11 protein-coding genes are annotated in these 16616 nt (G+C 37.5%); 10 read left to right on the plus strand and 1 reads right to left on the minus strand.

Annotated features, from left to right (window positions below; genetic code table 11):
• Positions 1–6 precede the first annotated feature (6 nt).
• From B3D98_RS06130 to ssuE, 3 genes are all read left to right on the plus strand, one after another.
• Positions 7–2088 (plus strand): catalase, encoded by a 2082-nt coding sequence (locus B3D98_RS06130; protein WP_054549798.1) that lies wholly within the window; start codon positions 7–9, stop codon positions 2086–2088.
• Between the two features lie 202 nt (positions 2089–2290).
• Positions 2291–3628, plus strand: coding sequence for a dihydrolipoyl dehydrogenase (lpdA, locus tag B3D98_RS06135; RefSeq protein WP_288581768.1), 1338 nt, complete (start codon positions 2291–2293; stop codon positions 3626–3628).
• 162 nt (positions 3629–3790) lie between these two features.
• Positions 3791–4324: an NADPH-dependent FMN reductase gene (ssuE, locus tag B3D98_RS06140; protein ID WP_048392005.1), complete on the plus strand. Its 534-nt coding sequence runs from the start codon at positions 3791–3793 to the stop codon at positions 4322–4324.
• A 46-nt stretch (positions 4325–4370) separates the two neighbouring features.
• On the opposite strand, the gene B3D98_RS06145 is transcribed toward ssuE, so the two are convergent.
• The gene (locus tag B3D98_RS06145) at positions 4371–4526 is read right to left on the minus strand and encodes a hypothetical protein (RefSeq protein ID WP_004224556.1); all 156 of its coding nucleotides are present in this window, start codon (positions 4524–4526) and stop codon (positions 4371–4373) included.
• 210 nt (positions 4527–4736) lie between these two features.
• Here B3D98_RS06145 and B3D98_RS06150 point away from each other — a divergent pair, with 210 nt between their 5' ends.
• The 7 genes from B3D98_RS06150 to B3D98_RS06180 all read left to right on the plus strand — a co-directional run bounded on the left by B3D98_RS06150 (position 4737) and on the right by B3D98_RS06180 (position 16514).
• Positions 4737–6125: an aldehyde dehydrogenase gene (locus tag B3D98_RS06150; RefSeq protein WP_054549801.1), complete on the plus strand. Its 1389-nt coding sequence runs from the start codon at positions 4737–4739 to the stop codon at positions 6123–6125.
• A gap of 318 nt (positions 6126–6443) precedes the next feature.
• Positions 6444–7910, plus strand: a complete 1467-nt coding sequence (locus B3D98_RS06155) for a UDP-N-acetylmuramoyl-L-alanyl-D-glutamate--2,6-diaminopimelate ligase (protein ID WP_054549802.1) — start codon at positions 6444–6446, stop codon at positions 7908–7910.
• Between the two features lie 135 nt (positions 7911–8045).
• Complete coding sequence (locus tag B3D98_RS06160; RefSeq protein WP_048392002.1) at positions 8046–9623, plus strand: peptide chain release factor 3; 1578 nt, start codon at positions 8046–8048, stop codon at positions 9621–9623.
• Positions 9624–9818: 195 nt separating this feature from the next.
• Complete coding sequence (locus B3D98_RS06165; protein WP_288581776.1) at positions 9819–12872, plus strand: efflux RND transporter permease subunit; 3054 nt, start codon at positions 9819–9821, stop codon at positions 12870–12872.
• 19 nt (positions 12873–12891) lie between these two features.
• Positions 12892–13977, plus strand: a complete 1086-nt coding sequence (locus B3D98_RS06170) for an SDR family oxidoreductase (protein ID WP_048392000.1) — start codon at positions 12892–12894, stop codon at positions 13975–13977.
• Between the two features lie 325 nt (positions 13978–14302).
• On the plus strand, positions 14303–15058 hold the full coding sequence (locus tag B3D98_RS06175) for a TerC family protein (protein ID WP_048391999.1): 756 nt from the start codon (positions 14303–14305) through the stop codon (positions 15056–15058).
• Positions 15059–15149: 91 nt separating this feature from the next.
• Positions 15150–16514, plus strand: coding sequence for a TrkH family potassium uptake protein (locus tag B3D98_RS06180; RefSeq protein WP_422655541.1), 1365 nt, complete (start codon positions 15150–15152; stop codon positions 16512–16514).
• The last annotated feature ends 102 nt before the right edge of the window (positions 16515–16616 follow it).

The following is a 16616-nucleotide window of genomic DNA, read 5'->3' on the forward strand; positions in this document are numbered from 1 at the left end:
ACATGTATGAAAGGGGATTGTGTGGATAACTCAAAGTCGAATCAATCCAAAAATGGAGAAGGAAACCCAAAGGATCATCAATTAGAGCCGTTTCGTGTCGAAAATGAGGGTACGAAAATGACAACGAATCAGGGACTAAGGGTGTCCAATGATGAGGATTCGTTAAAGGCAGGTGTTCGTGGTCCGACAATTATGGAGGATTTTCATCTTAGAGAAAAAATTACCCATTTTGATCATGAACGCATTCCAGAGCGTGTTGTACATGCCAGAGGTTTTGCAGCACATGGCGAGTTTGAATTATATGAATCCATGTCGGAATATACGAAGGCAAAATTTTTGCAGGATCCGAAAAAGAAGACACCTGTGTTTGTCAGATTTTCGACAGTGGTAGGGAGCTTAGGTTCAATGGACACAGCTCGTGATGTACGTGGGTTTGCAACAAAATTTTATACGGATGAGGGGAATTATGATTTAGTTGGTAATAACATCCCTGTATTTTTTATTCAGGATGCCATTAAGTTTCCCGATTTAATTCATGCCGTAAAGCCTGAGCCTCATAATGAAATGCCACAAGCAGCCTCTGCACACGATACTTTTTGGGATTTTGTAGCCAGTAATCAGGAAATTGCACATATGGTAATGTGGGTAATGTCTGACCGTGCCATTCCACGAAGCTTTCGTATGATGGAAGGTTTCGGTGTGCATACATTCCGTTTCGTCAATGACAAGGGAAGATCAAGATTTGTGAAATTCCACTGGAAGCCTGTGCTAGGAGTGCATTCTCTTGTTTGGGATGAAGCACAAATAATTGCAGGGAAGGATCCAGATTTTCAACGGAGAGATTTATGGGAAGCCATCGAAATTGGAGATTATCCAGAGTTTGAGTTAGGCATACAGATACTAGAACCTGAGGATGAATTTAAATTTGATTTTGATATTTTAGATGCGACAAAGCTTTGGCCAGAGGAATTAGTACCTGTGAAGAAAATTGGAAAGATGACCTTAAATCGCAATGTAGATAATGTCTTTGCTGAAACAGAGCAAGTTGCCTTTCATCCAGGTAATGTTGTACCTGGCATAGATTTTACGAATGATCCTCTACTACAAGGTCGATTGTTTTCCTATTTAGATACACAATTGATTCGATTAGGTGGACCAAATTTTGCAGAAATCCCTATTAATCGCCCGATTTGCCCAGTGCATAACAATCAACGTAATGGCTTTAGTCGACAGACCATTAATTTAGGCAGGGTAAGCTATCATAAAAATTCATTAGCAAATAATACACCAGCTACCTCTACTGCAAGAGAAGGCGGATATGTTCATTATGAAGAAAAGGTTGAAGGAAGAATCACGAGAGCGCGTAGTAAATCCTTTAACGATCACTTTTCACAAGCAAGGCTATTTTGGAACAGCATGTCTCCACCTGAAAAACAACACATTATCGATGCCTTTAGCTTCGAAGTAGGAAAAGTGAAAAGTAAATCTGTTCGACAGCAAGTAGTGGATATGTTTGTTCATGTGGATAAAGAAATGGCTACCACAGTGGCAGACAACGTTGGTGTTAATCGACCTAATGGCGAGCAGTCTAAAGTAACGGCCTCTTCACCTGCACTGAGTCAAGCCAATACCGTTAAATTACCCTATACGTTGAAAGTAGGCGTCTTAATTGGTGATGGCTTTGATGCAAATGAAGTCGGGGAAGTATTGAAATATTTAACAAGACAAGGTGTGCGCTATAGCATAATCTCTGATCGACTAGGTGTGGTAATAGGGAATAATGGTGTGCAATTAACGGCTACTGACACATTTATTACAACCGATGCTGTATTATTTGACTCATTATATGTTGTTGGAGTAAAGGCAAGTAATCAGGCGAAATTCAATACTTATATCGTCAATTATATAAATGAAGCATATCGTCACTTTAAGCCTATAGGATTTGCTGCAACTGGCACAACCTTCTTCAATATGTCGAATGCCAATGTAGGGCCAGGAATCGTTTTAGCTACAGGTAATAAAGATTTTCCGAAAAAGTTTGTAGCTGCCATTGCCCAGCAACGATTTTGGCAACGAAATATTTATTAAAAAGATCAATGAGTGTCGAATACTCATGAAAGAGAAGCAAATACCCGCGGAGAGAAAGCCTTATACCTGCGAAAGAGAAACGAATGCTCATAAACGTATATAAATAAGTCAAAAGGCCTTTCATTGTAATGAAAGGCTTTTACTATGTCTGTCATTGCATTCAAAATTTGCAAATGATATGGTGGTACATGAGGTGAAAATTATGGAAAATTTTGATATTGCTATTATTGGGGCGGGACCAGGTGGCTATGTGGCTGCCATACATGCAGCCAAGAATGGCAAAAAAGTAGCACTCATCGAACGAGATAAATTGGGAGGAGCCTGCTATAATGTTGGCTGCATTCCATCAAAAATTTTATTGGAGCATAGTAAACTTGTGCAGGAAATAAAAAGAGGGAATAGCTGGGGAATAGAAGTGCCTAAAGTGGAAATTAATTTTCCTCGACTAATGCAACGGAAAGATACAATTATTCATGAACTACTAACAAACATTGAGCAATATATTATCAATAATCATATAACTTTATATCGTGGTGAAGCTTCAATCGTAAAGGACTTAACGATAACTATTGGGAATGAGACGATAATGGCATCAGATATAATTTTAGCGACAGGTAGTAAACCCTTTGTTCCACGATTCGAAGGGTTAGAGACATCCACCTACTATACGACGGACACATTTTTTGAGATAGACAAGCTTCCAGCCCAGCTAACAATCATTGGCGGGGGCGTAATTGCCATTGAAATGGCATTTAGTTTAGCACCACTTGGTACGAAGGTAACAGTGCTTAATCATAGCGAGGATATTTTACAAACGGAAGAGGCGGAAGCAAGACCGCTGATTCGAGAAAAGATGAAGAAACTTGGTATTGAACTTGTGACAGATTTTCATTTTGAAAAATTTGAAGGTAATATCATTCATACATCTAAAGGATCTTATACATATGAAAACCTTTTATTTGCTACTGGACGTCGTCCCAATATAGAAATTGCTGAGCAACTAGGATTAGCTTTTGATGGTCGATTAATCGCTGTTAATGAGCATTTTGAAACAAGCCTGCCGAATATTTATGCGATAGGTGACTTAGTGGGTGGTTATCAACTTGCACATTCTGCCAGTGCTGAAGGAATTTACGTTGTCGATTATATTGTAGGAAATCAACCAATACCAATTGATCAAACAAGCATTCCACGTTGTGTTTATACAAACCCTGAAATTGCTACATTTGGTTTACTAGAAGAGCAAGTCAAGGCACCGTACATTGTAACCAAAATGCCACTACAAACAAACCCAAAGGCATTAATGGAGGGGAATACTGAAGGCTTTGTCAAGCTAATTTCATCTAAGGATAATGGGCAAATTTTAGGGGCTTGTGTAGTAGCTGATGGTGCAACAGAAATACTTAATGCACTATTAGCAACAAAAAATGCTGGTGGTACAGCTCGAACACTTGCACATATGATTTTTCCACATCCTACTGTATCGGAGCATATTGGAGATGTGGCTAAAGCTGTGTTTGGGAAAGCAATACACCAATAAAAAGCTGTTGACATTCTAGAAATTTATGTTAAATTAATTTTATAAGAATACTAGGAATTTAAGTTAACTAGACATCTAGAGGCTTCTATTTTACAAAACGATGTTTCATCGATTTGTAGAATTGGGGCCTTTTTTATAACATTGCTAAAAGGAGTGGGCAAGATGACAAAAGCAGTCATTATTAATGGAAGTAATTCGAAAAATTCTAGAGTTACCGCCATTCATGAAAAGGTGGAGAATCATTTCATTGCACAAGGAGTAGAGGTTCACTCAAATTATATACATGAGCTCCCAGCTACAGATTTATTAACAGCGAATTTTTCTAGTAAGCAAATACAGTCTGAAAATGAGCATGTTAAGGAAGCAGATTTTATTGTCATCCTTACACCAATTTATAAAGCATCCTATACAGGTATTTTGAAGACTTACTTGGATCTACTACCGCAAAAAGCCTTGCTCGATAAGGCTATACTCCCCATTGCTGTAGGAGGTTCGATCAGTCATTTGTTGGCATTGGAATATGCATTAAAGCCAGTATTAGCTGTACTAGGAGCCACTTCCATTACCAATTCTGTTTACATTGTAGATAAACAAATTATACGTTTGGAAGAGGGCGGCTTTGCGATAGAAGAAGAGGCTATCAGTAGACTTGAAGCACAATTAAATCAATTGCAGCAAGCATTCATTGTTAATTAGAATAAATAAAAACGCATTATAGGGGCATCCTATAATGCGTTATTTTTTAATTTCCTTCTGGATTTTCTTCATTCTCCACAGGTATTGTAGAGAGATATAAGAAAGCCTCATCTTGCAATAGCAATATTTTTTCTTCACAAATTCCATGCGATAATGGTCCAGAAAAAATGGACTCCCACCATGTTCCTGTTGTTGTTGTCATTCATCTACGCCCCCGTTTCGGTTTTAATATGTAGTTGTATATTTCCCGAGATGAAAAAACTAAAACATTTCATTTCACATATTGCTATTTCACCCCCTCGATGTAGAAAGAGGATTTTTGCCTCTCGATGTTGTATCGTATAGACAAAGATAGTTTGTTTCAAAATGAAAAAACTATGTATGCCATTTTAAAAAAAGGGGTGCTTTATTGATGAATTTTACGTCACAAGATGTGGAAAATATGATTACAGAGCAACGTCAATTTTATTTTTCACGTGCTACAAAAAGTGTGAAATTTAGAAAAGAGCAATTAAAGAAATTAAAAACTTCAATTTTGAAATATGAGAAGGAAATATTAAATGCGCTTTACTTAGACCTTCGTAAAAGTGAATTTGAAGCGTATGCAACAGAAATTGGCATTGTATTAGATAGTATTTCATATATGGTAAAACATGTAGAAGAATGGATGGAACCAGAAGCAGTCAAAACACCAATACAATATCAAATGGGCAAGAGCTTTATTGTTCGTGAGCCCTATGGCGTAACGTTAATTATTGGGCCATTTAATTATCCATTCCAACTTGTAATGGAGCCACTGATTGGCGCCATAGTTGGAGGAAACACAGCAATCGTCAAACCATCAGAAACCTCTGTACACACAGCAGTCATTGTGAAAAAAATCATTGAGGAAACATTCCCGTCTTCATATGTACGTGTCGTGGAAGGCGAAAAGGAAGAGGTTACGGCTCTTATTCATGCTTCCTTCGATTATATCTTTTTTACAGGTAGTGTAGCCGTTGGTAAAGTAGTAGCAAAAGCTGCTGCAGAACGTTTGACACCAGTTGCGTTAGAGCTTGGTGGCAAAAGTCCAGCAATTGTCGATCAAACAGCAAATCTAGAGGTAGCAGCAAAGCGGATTGTGTGGGGTAAATTTACTAATACTGGACAGACATGTGTGGCCCCTGATTATCTGCTTGTACACAAAGACGTTTATGACCGTTTTATGAAAATATTAAAAGAAACAATCCGTTCGTTTTATGGCAAAAATCCTTTAAAAAGCCCTGATTATGGACGTATCGTTAATTTAAAACAATTTGATCGTTTACAGCAAATAATTGTGGACGAACGTGATGCCATTACATATGGTGGACGAATAGATCGGGATGATTTATATATTGAACCTACAATAGTTGAATATGTAAAATGGACAAGTCCATCCATGCAGGAAGAACTATTTGGTCCTATCTTACCTGTTATGATGTATAATGATTTGCCACTTGCCATTCATCAAATCCGGCAATTACCAAAGCCTTTAGCGGCATACTTCTTCTCAGAACATGAAAAAGCCATGCAATACTTTTTAGAAGAATTACCATTTGGTGGGGGATGTATTAACGACACCATCACACATGTTGGAAATTTACATTTACCATTTGGTGGTGTAGGTCCATCAGGTGTGAAAGCATACCATGGCAAAGCGAGCTTTGAAAACTTTACTCACCCGAAATCTATCTTGAAGAAATCTTCCAAGCTGGAGACAAATGTGTTGTTCCCGCCATATAAACAGAAAGTGAAAATTGTGCGCTCAATTATGAAATAGTTTAACAATGGAGGTATCTTCTTGATGCCTCCATTGTAACTATAACCTTACCATGCATAGACAAGTGTTCTCTAAATAACCTTTTCTCGTTATGTCGAAAAATGCCGATTGGTGATTATAAATGAAAATTTGAAGAAAACATGATTTTTTCCTCAAATGAAAGCGGTTTCGTTGAAAAAACACTAGAGAGGCATTTTATTTATCATGAAATAAGTAGTAAAATAAGTTCAATAGAACGTGGGGGATTTCATATTGTCGTTTTTTGTCGATTATTAAGAATGATGACATGAGTGTAGAGATTGATTGGAGGATTATGAAATGTATGCAGAGGAATTGTTAAGTGCATTACCTTTGAAAAAAATAATTGGCGTGCTGCCAGATCAGGTTAGCGATATCGTAGTAGATTCAAGAAGTGTGCAACCAAATAGCATGTTTGTTTGTATCAAAGGGTATACAGTAGATGGGCATGATTATGCGCAAAAGGCTGTAGATGGTGGCGCAACAATTGTTGTGACGGAGCGAGAATTACCGTTAGGAGAGACAATCGCACAAGTGATTGTGAAAGATACAGATCGTGCAGTAGGTTTACTAGCTGCAAAGTTCTTTGATTATCCTTCAAAGGACATAACGATGATTGGTGTAACGGGAACGAATGGTAAAACATCCGTAACAGGAATTATTCAAAATATAATGCATGGTATGGGCGAGAAATCGGCTTTATCAGGCACAATTGGCTTTAATTTAAATGGAATTTTATATGAATCAGCTAATACAACGAGTGATGCGTTATCGACACAACAAATGATTTTCCGTGCAAAAATGGAAGGCTGTCGATTAATGACAATGGAAGTTTCATCACACGGGTTAGCACTTGGACGTTTAGCAGGTGTTGATTATGATATCGCTATTTTTACGAATCTAACGCACGATCATCTTGATTTCCATGGTACGATGGAGGAATATGGCCATGCAAAAGGCTTATTATTTTCCCAACTTGGACAAGATTTAGAAAAAAATAAATTTGTTGTGTTGAATGCAGACGATGCTTGGTCAGAGAGATATGCTGCAATGACACCATTTCCAGTGTGGACATATGGTTTAAAAAATGAAAATGCTGATTTCCGCGCCATTAACTGTGAATATCACGACTATATGACATCATTTGACGTGGAAATGCCTGAAGGAATTTATCGTGTAAAAATGAATTTGCTTGGGGAATTTAATATTTATAATGTATTGGCAGCCATGATTGCGTTTTATGGTAGGGGCTATTCAATGGAGTCCATTATTGAACAAATCGAGCAACTACCGCCAGTCAAGGGTCGTATGGAGAAAGTATGTTCAGATCTACCTGTGCAAATTTTTATTGATTATGCCCATACTCCAGATGCAATTGAAAAGGCAATTCAAGCAGCGCAACCTTATAAAAAGGGCAAGTTGATTTTCTTAGTTGGAACAGGTGGCAATCGTGATAAATCAAAGCGTCCTGCCATGGCTGAAAAAGCGTCTGCTGCGGAATATGTTATTTTAACGACAGATGATCCACGCTATGAAGACTTCGATAGTATTACAGGCGATCTTGCTAAAGGTATGCTTCATGATAATTATGCTTGTATTGGAGATCGTGCAGAGGCAGTGCGCCATGCGATTGAAATTGCTGAACCGGGTGACATGATTATTTTTGCTGGTAAAGGCCATGAGGATTATCAAATTATCGAAAATACAAAATTTCCACATAGTGATGCAGAAATTGCGATAGAAGCAGGCCGATTAAAATTCGTGTGATGAAAGCTAAATTCTTAGGAAACCCTTTTAGTTGTAACTAAAGGGTTTTCTTTTTTGAGATTTCATGTAAAAAGGTTGTACGAAAGGCAAGTCTTCTTTTATTATTATTAAGTATGAAAAAAGGAGAATGACGAGATGAATTCAAATTTAGAACAAGATATACTATCGCGTCGTACTTTTGCCATTATCAGTCACCCTGATGCTGGGAAAACGACGATTACAGAAAAGCTTTTACTTTTTGGTGGTGCTATTCGTGATGCAGGTACAGTAAAAGGTAAAAAAACAGGTAAATTTGCAACATCGGACTGGATGGAGATCGAAAAACAACGTGGGATTTCGGTTACTTCATCTGTCATGCAATTCGATTATAACGGCTCTCGTGTGAATATCTTGGATACCCCTGGTCACCAAGATTTCTCGGAAGACACATATCGTACATTGATGGCTGTAGATAGTGCTGTCATGGTAGTGGATGCTGCCAAAGGGATCGAGGCACAGACTTTAAAGCTATTTAAGGTTTGTAAAATGCGTGGTATTCCTATTTTTACATTTATTAATAAGTTAGACCGTCAAGGGAAAGAGCCGCTTGAATTGATCGAAGAGCTTGAAGAGGTATTAGGTATCAATGCATATCCTATGAACTGGCCAATCGGTATGGGTAAAGAGTTCCTTGGTATTTATGATCGTTACAATAAACGCATTGAGCAATTCCGTACAGATGAAGCGGAACGTTTCTTACCAATTGACGACAATGGGGAGCTTGCTGTGGAGCATCCAATGAAGGTGACTTCTTATTATTCACAAGCAATGGACGATATTTTACTTTTAGATGAAGCGGGGAATGCGTATTCTGAGGAAAAAATTCGTCGTGGGGAATTAACACCTGTATTCTTTGGTTCAGCATTAACGAACTTTGGTGTTCAAACTTTCCTGGAAACCTATTTACAATTCGCACCGACGCCACAGCCAAGAATTACTGAAGATGAGCAGTTTATTGATCCTGTGGAGCATGATGAGTTTTCAGGTTTTATTTTCAAGATTCAGGCCAATATGAATCCAGCACACCGTGATCGTATTGCCTTTGTACGTATTGTTTCTGGTAAATTTGAACGTGGAATGAATATGACGTTATCTCGTACAGGGAAGTCATTTAAAGTCACACAATCTACACAGTTCCTTGCAGACGATCGTGAGACAGTAGATGAAGCAGTTGCTGGTGATATTATTGGTTTATACGATACAGGAACATACCAAATTGGAGACACTGTTGTAGGTGGCAAGAAAACATTCCAATTTGAAAAATTACCACAGTTTACACCAGAATTATTCGTCCGTGTAACGGCGAAGAACGTTATGAAATCAAAGCAATTCCATAAAGGGATTTTACAATTAGTGCAAGAGGGTGCTATTCAATACTATAAAACGCTGCATACAGAGGAAGTTATACTTGGAGCAGTTGGTCAATTACAATTTGAAGTATTTGAACATCGTATGAAAAATGAATACAATGTGGAAGTAAAAATGGAGCCAATTGGTTCGAAAATCGCACGCTGGATTGAAAATGAAGAGGATGTCAAAGAATCAATGTCATCAGGTCGATCAATGCTTGTAAAAGACCGTTTTGACAATCTTGTTTTCCTATTTGAAAATGAGTTCGCTATGCGTTGGTTTGCAGATAAAAACGAAAACATTAAACTTTATAGCCTTTTATAATTATAAAACACGAATCGACAATTTTGCGATTCGTGTTTTTTTGCAAGGAAAAATGACACTGTTTGTAGAATATATACATTATTAGGAAATATAAGTTTCCTTAGAGATAGTATCTCAATAACAGGAGCTTATTTATAAAATAATCTCCTTTTCGGCTATCATAGAAAGGAAGAGGTAGAAAAGGAGTTTGTTTATATGAATATTAGTCATTTTTCTATTAAAAGACCTGTCTTTACGATTGTTACTATGCTTTTTGTCATCATACTAGGCGGTGTATCTTTATTAAAAATACCGATTACGTTAATTCCAGAGTTAAATCCTCCTATTGGAGTGGTTGTCACCTCTTATCCTGGGGCAAGCCCGACGGAGGTAAATGAAAAGATAACGAAGCCATTAGAGGCTACACTTGCCACCTTACCTGGTATCAAAAAAATCCAGTCAACCTCACAGGAAGGCTCCAATTTAATTGTGCTTGAGTTCAACTGGTCCACAAATATGGATGTTGTCCAACTTGATATTTTACAGCGAATTGATATGACCCCATTGCCTAATGATGCTGGCAAGCCTAGTTTCCTAAAATTTGATCCGTCTCAATTTCCTATTATTCAGCTGTCTTTACGTGCGGAAAATAATCAAGTAGATGTACGTGTATTAGCAGAGCACTTAGAGAAGGAACTGCTACGGACAGAGGGTGTTGCCAGTGTGAATGTTTCTGGCAAATTGATTGATGAAATCCAAATAGTATTGGATGAAGCAAAGCTTGTTGAAAAAGGCTTGACTCAGACAGACGTGATGCAAATAGTTCAAGCGAATAATGTGTCTCTTCCTGGTGAGCCTGTTTCAACAGATGATGGCAAAATGCTAACAACACGTATAGTTAGCACATTATCTTCTCCGGAAAGCATTGCCAATTTAATTGTTTCGGTGGACCCTTTAACGGGCAAATCATTAACCATTGGTGATCTTGCAACCGTTGAGAGGACAGAACAACAATCTATTACCACAACACGAGCAAATGAGCATCCAGCAGTTCTTATGTCTGTATTACAGGAATCTGGTGCAAATACGGCAGAGGTTTCTAAGGATTTTCAGAAGGCCTTAGAGACATTACTAAAGAAAGATCAGTATAAAGGTATCACAGCAGATATTTTAATTGATCAAGGTAATTATGTGGATTTAGCGATTAGTAATATTGGCTCTTCCTTACTCTTAGGTGGATTATTTGCGATGTTCATCCTATTTGTTTTTTTACGTAGTGTAAAGAGTCCGATCATCATTGGTATTGCGATTCCTTACTCCGTTATTGTCACGTTTGTTTTGATGTTTTTTGCGGATTTTTCCCTCAATATTATGACATTAGGTGCTCTGGCACTTGGAATTGGTATGCTTGTGGATAATGCCATAGTCGTTATTGAGAATATAGAAAGACATCTAGGACTAGAAAAGGACCCGATAACTGCAGCAAAGGAAGGAACAAAGGAAGTAGCCCTTGCCATTACAGCTTCCACTTTAACCACAATAGCAGTATTCATTCCTGTTATGTTCATCGAAGGATTGATTGGTCAAATATTTACAGAGTTTGCCTTAACAATCTCATTCAGCTTAATTGCATCTTTAGTAGTTGCGCTTACAGTCGTTCCGATGCTAGCAAGTCGACTTTTAAAAATGAAAAACAATAATTTTTATGTACAACGCAGTAAATCACGTTTTTATAGGCATTACAAGGCATCAATTGTATGGGTACTAAAGCATCGAATGCTTATACTGCTTTTTACAGTGGTTTGCTTTAGTCTTTCTTTGTTTGGACTGACTAGAATAGGTACTGAATTTTTACCGCCTACAGATGAGGGATTCACCTCTATAAGTGTCAATCTTGAAAAAGGTGTCGCTGTATCAGAAACAGAAAAGATTGTTAAGCAAATTGAGGAACGTTTAAAGCAGGAAAAGGATGTAGATGTGTATGTTAGTTTAATTGGCGGTACACAACAATCCCAAGCACGTGGACAAACTAGCGCCAACCAAGCTGAGATATATGTAAAGCTTGTCCCATTAGCAGAAAGGCAACGTTCCATTTTTAAATTTGTAGAAGAGCTAGAACAAGATATACAGGGAGAGCTTGAAGAGCAAGCTGAAATTACATTTAATGTATCGACAGCTACAGGATCGTCACCACACACCTTAACATTCCGTTTAACAGATTCCGATGAACAGAGGCTACAGCAAACTGTTAAGAAAGTGCAGCAGGAACTACTAGCGATTCAGCAAGTGACAAATGTCTCTACGGATTTAGATAATACTGTTCAAGAGATTCAAATTGAGGTTAATCGTGAAAAAGCAAAAGACTATGGTTTTGCTCCAGCACAAATCGCTCAAACTGTAAATCAAATGACAAAAGGTCAATTAACGTCCCAATTGATTACTGATGACGGTGCAGTATTACCCGTTTATACAGGTTTTGGGCAGTCATTTAATACGAATATAGATGCTTTAAAAGCCATGCAGCTGCGTTCGCCAGCAGGATTATTTGTAAAATTAGAGGAAGTGGCTACCGTTTCTATACAAGAGGGGCCAGTATCCATTCGTCGTTCTGATCAAGCAGCAGCAGTGGCCTTTTTTGTAGATTATGAAACAAAGGAATCGTTGGGAGGAATCTCTGCAAAAGTAGATAAAGCATTAGAACAAGTTAATTTACCATCTACTACTCAAGTTGTGTTCAGTGGGGACAGAGAGCTCTATGATAGTGCAATTGATGATATGTTACTAGCTGTGATGCTAGCCATCGTGCTTGTATATATTGTGATGGCAGCTCAATTTGAGTCATTTAAATATCCGTTTGTTATCATGTTTACTGTTCCATTAATGATCATTGGTGTGGCGATAGCTATGTTCCTAACAAATACTTTAATTGGTGTAACCTCAGTTATCGGTATCCTAGTACTAGTAGGAATAGTCGTAAATAACGGTATTGTGCTGGTAGATTATATTAATCAGCAAAAGGCAATGGGCATGCCAGCTTATGAGGCAATTTTACTTGCTACCCAAGATCGGCTTCGTCCAATTTTAATGACAGCCTTAACAACTATTTTAGGGCTTTTACCACTCGCACTGGGCATTGGAGAAGGGACCGAGATGAATCAGCCAATGGGGATTGCTGTTATCGGAGGGCTTATGACCTCAACTTTACTGACGCTGTATACTGTACCGATCATTTACAGTTTAATGGATAAAGAAACAAGAAAGATGCACTAGGTTCAAGGGGGAATGGGAGATGAAGGTTCATTTTTTTACAGGTTTTCCTGGTTTCATTTCGAGTCAACTAATTCGAGCATTATTTCAAAAGAAACAAGCACAACAAGTAATTACCATCGTATTGGCAGGTGAAACCATAAAGGCACATAAAGAAAAAAACAAAATATTAGAGGATTTTCCTGACTGTTCGATTCGAATTGTAGAAGGCGATATTACACTACCAAACCTTGGATTAGAAAATCAAATCATCAAAGAAATTGTACCGCAAATTGAAGTGCTTTGGCATTTAGCTGCTATCTATGATTTAGCTGTACCACGTGATATTGCCTGGAAGGTAAATGTTCATGGTACAACAATGGTTAATGATTTTGTTCGCACCTTACCAAATTTACAGCGCTATATGTATTTCAGCACTGCCTATGTGGCTGGTACACGTGAGGGCATACTGCGTGAAAATGAATTAATTCGACCAAGAGCATTTAAAAACAACTATGAGGAAACAAAATATGAGGCTGAGCACCGAGTAGAAGATTTAAAATCGGAAATACCATTGACAATAATTAGACCTGGAATTGTTCGTGGTCATTCCCAAACTGGTGAAACCATTAAATTTGATGGTCCTTATTTCTTCTTAAACTTAGTTGAACGTTTAAAGGGTTTACCTTTTATTCCGTACATTGGTCAAACTTCATCGACAATTAATGTAGTGCCAGTTGATTATATTATAAATGCTTCTACTTTTCTGGTTAGTGAACAGAGTGCAGAAGGGAAGACACTTCATTTAACTGATCCTAATCCTCACCCTGTACAGGAGGTATACCGTACAATGGTGAAACTAGTTACAAATTCTTATCCAAAAGGACGTTTACCATTTACATTGGCTAAGCTTTCATTGCAGATTCCATTTATTCGAAAAAAATTAGGTGTCGAACAAGAAACATTAGATTATTTAACATGGAATGCTTCATTTGATACGACTGAAGCACATCATATCTTACAAAAAGGTGGTATTACATGTCCTGATTTTATACAGACGATGCCAAAAATGATTGAGTTTTATTTAGCACATAAGGAAGAGAAGAGCTATCAAATTCAGATTAAGTAACGAAAAAAACATATAGATATTTTTGTCAGTTGTAAATGATAGTGCTATAATATTTGAAAGAAGATACCTTCGACAATTTGTCAAAGGGGAGTAGCTAACAGGTAATTAACTTTCCCTGGTTTCACATTCGTCAAGACATGGTACAACCATCGGGTGTGATAGTGAATGGCTCTATACGTATGACGTGTAGATTGAAGTACCATAAATAGAAAGGGTACGAATTTACTTAGCGAGACCTTTGCCTGAATTAGGGCAGGGGTTTTTTTCTTTTATACTTGAATGACAGGGTCATTGAGGGTATAGAGAGCTTAGAGGAGGCACTAGAATGGAAGCGATTTTATTACAATATGGCTGGGTATTAATTGTCCTTGTTGTATTAGAGGGATTACTAGCAGCTGATAACGCGGTAGTAATGGCTGTTATGGTGAAGCATTTACCACAAGAGCAGCAAAAAAAGGCGTTATTTTATGGACTATTTGGAGCATTGATATTCCGATTCTCCGCATTATTTGTTATTACTGTTTTAGTGAATTATTGGCAAATACAAGCGGTCGGTGCAGCTTATCTATTATTTATGTCTGCGAAAAATATATATGATTTACGAAAACATAAAGATGAAGAAGAAGCAGCAACCGAAAATGGAGGAAAAAAGGGTTCGGGTTTCTGGTTAACAGTACTAAAAGTAGAGGCTGCCGATATAGCATTTGCTATTGATTCGATGCTAGCAGCCGTTGCAATTGCTGTAACTTTGCCACACTTAGGTGAATTTGATATTGGTGGCATCAATGGCGGTCAGTTCATTGTGATGCTCCTTGGTGGATTTATTGGTGTCATTATGATGCGGTTTGCTGCCCAATGGTTTGTAAAAATATTAAATGATTACCCTTCACTTGAAACAGCGGCATTTCTAATCGTTGGCTGGGTAGGTGTGAAGTTAGTTGTCTTAACATTGGCTCATGAGAAGGTGGGAATATTGCCTAAAGAATTTCCACATTCCACGGCATGGGAGTTAACATTCTGGATTGTCCTAATAGGTATTGCTTTTGTCGGCTATTTAGTCGGTGTAAGAAAGAAAAAATAAGTAGATGAACGTTGGAGGAATAGTTATCACTATTCCTCTTTCTTTTTTTATGTATTTTTTCTATACTATAATCTATCTAGTTGGGCATCATATGTGGGAGGAGTTGTTAAAGTGCCTTGGAAAAAATCNNGTCACACCATTTCAGGTACTTGTTTCTTATTATTTTATAGCTATAGCGATTTCCTTCCTGTTATTACGGCTTCCAGGCGTTCATCAAGAAGGTGTAAAAGTCTCTTTTTTAGATAGCTTGTTTACAGCAGTAAGTGCAGTAAGTGTTACTGGGTTAACAACCATTAATATTTCGGAAACCTATACTACCTTTGGGCTTGTAATGATTCTTGTTATTTTACAGTTAGGCGCCATTGGTATTATGTCACTTGGTACCTTTGTGTGGCTGCTTGTTGGGAAAAAAATAGGCATGCGTGAGCGACAGTTAATCATGATTGATCATAACCAGTACAGTGTCTCTGGTGTTGTTAAATTAATCCGCGAAATTTTAAAAATTTTATTTGGCATTGAATTAACGGGTACCATTATTTTAACGCTACATTTTACCAATTATTTTGATACATTAGAAGAAGCCTTTTTACATGGAATTTTTGCCTCTATTTCTGCTACGACAAATGGAGGATTCGATATAACGGGAATGAGCTTACTCCCATTCCATGATGATTATTTTGTACAGATGGTTACCATGGTACTGATTGTATTAGGTGCTATCGGATTTCCGGTATTAATTGAATTGAAGACTTTTTTGCTTAATCGACGCGAGAATTTCCGTTTTAGTTTATTTACTAAAATCACTACTTCAACATACGCTATTTTATTTATAGTTGGTGCACTTGTCATTTTACTCCTTGAATCATTCCATTCTTTTAAGGAAATGTCTTGGCATGAGGCATTATTTTCAGCAATGTTCCATTCTGTATCAACGAGATCAGCTGGACTGACTACTTACGATGTCACGACTTTTAGTGAAGCTACAGATATATTCATGAGCTTCCTGATGTTCATTGGCTCTTCCCCAAGCTCAGTTGGTGGAGGTATTCGCACCACAACTTTTGCCTTGGCCATTTTATTCTTAATTACCTTTGCTAGAGGAAGAGAGGATATCCAAGTATTTGGACGAGAAATTCATTTGATTGATGTCTTCCGATCATTTGTCGTAATTTTATTAGCCTTTTTCATGGTATTAGTTGCAACCCTTATCTTGCTTATAACAGAGCCACACGCATCTCTTATTCAAATTATTTTTGAAATTACTTCAGCGTTCGGTACATGTGGTATGTCGTTAGGCATAACATCTGATTTATCAGTGGTTGGTAAAATCATTATCATTATTTTAATGTTTATTGGTCGAGTTGGATTAATATCATTCCTTTATACTCTTGGGGGTGGCGGAAGAGGAAAGAAATCAGGCTTCCACTATCCGAAGGAACGAGTAATTATTGGTTAAATTTTTAAAGTATGTGAGGCATTAAGTAAGGAGTAATTCCATCGTAAACCTCATATAAAAGTAAAAAATATTATCTTGTCATAAAATATTCAAAAAATTTAA

This window comes from Lysinibacillus sp. UBA5994 (assembly GCF_002429725.1).
Classification (GTDB): Bacteria; Bacillota; Bacilli; order Bacillales_A; family Planococcaceae; genus Lysinibacillus; species Lysinibacillus capsici.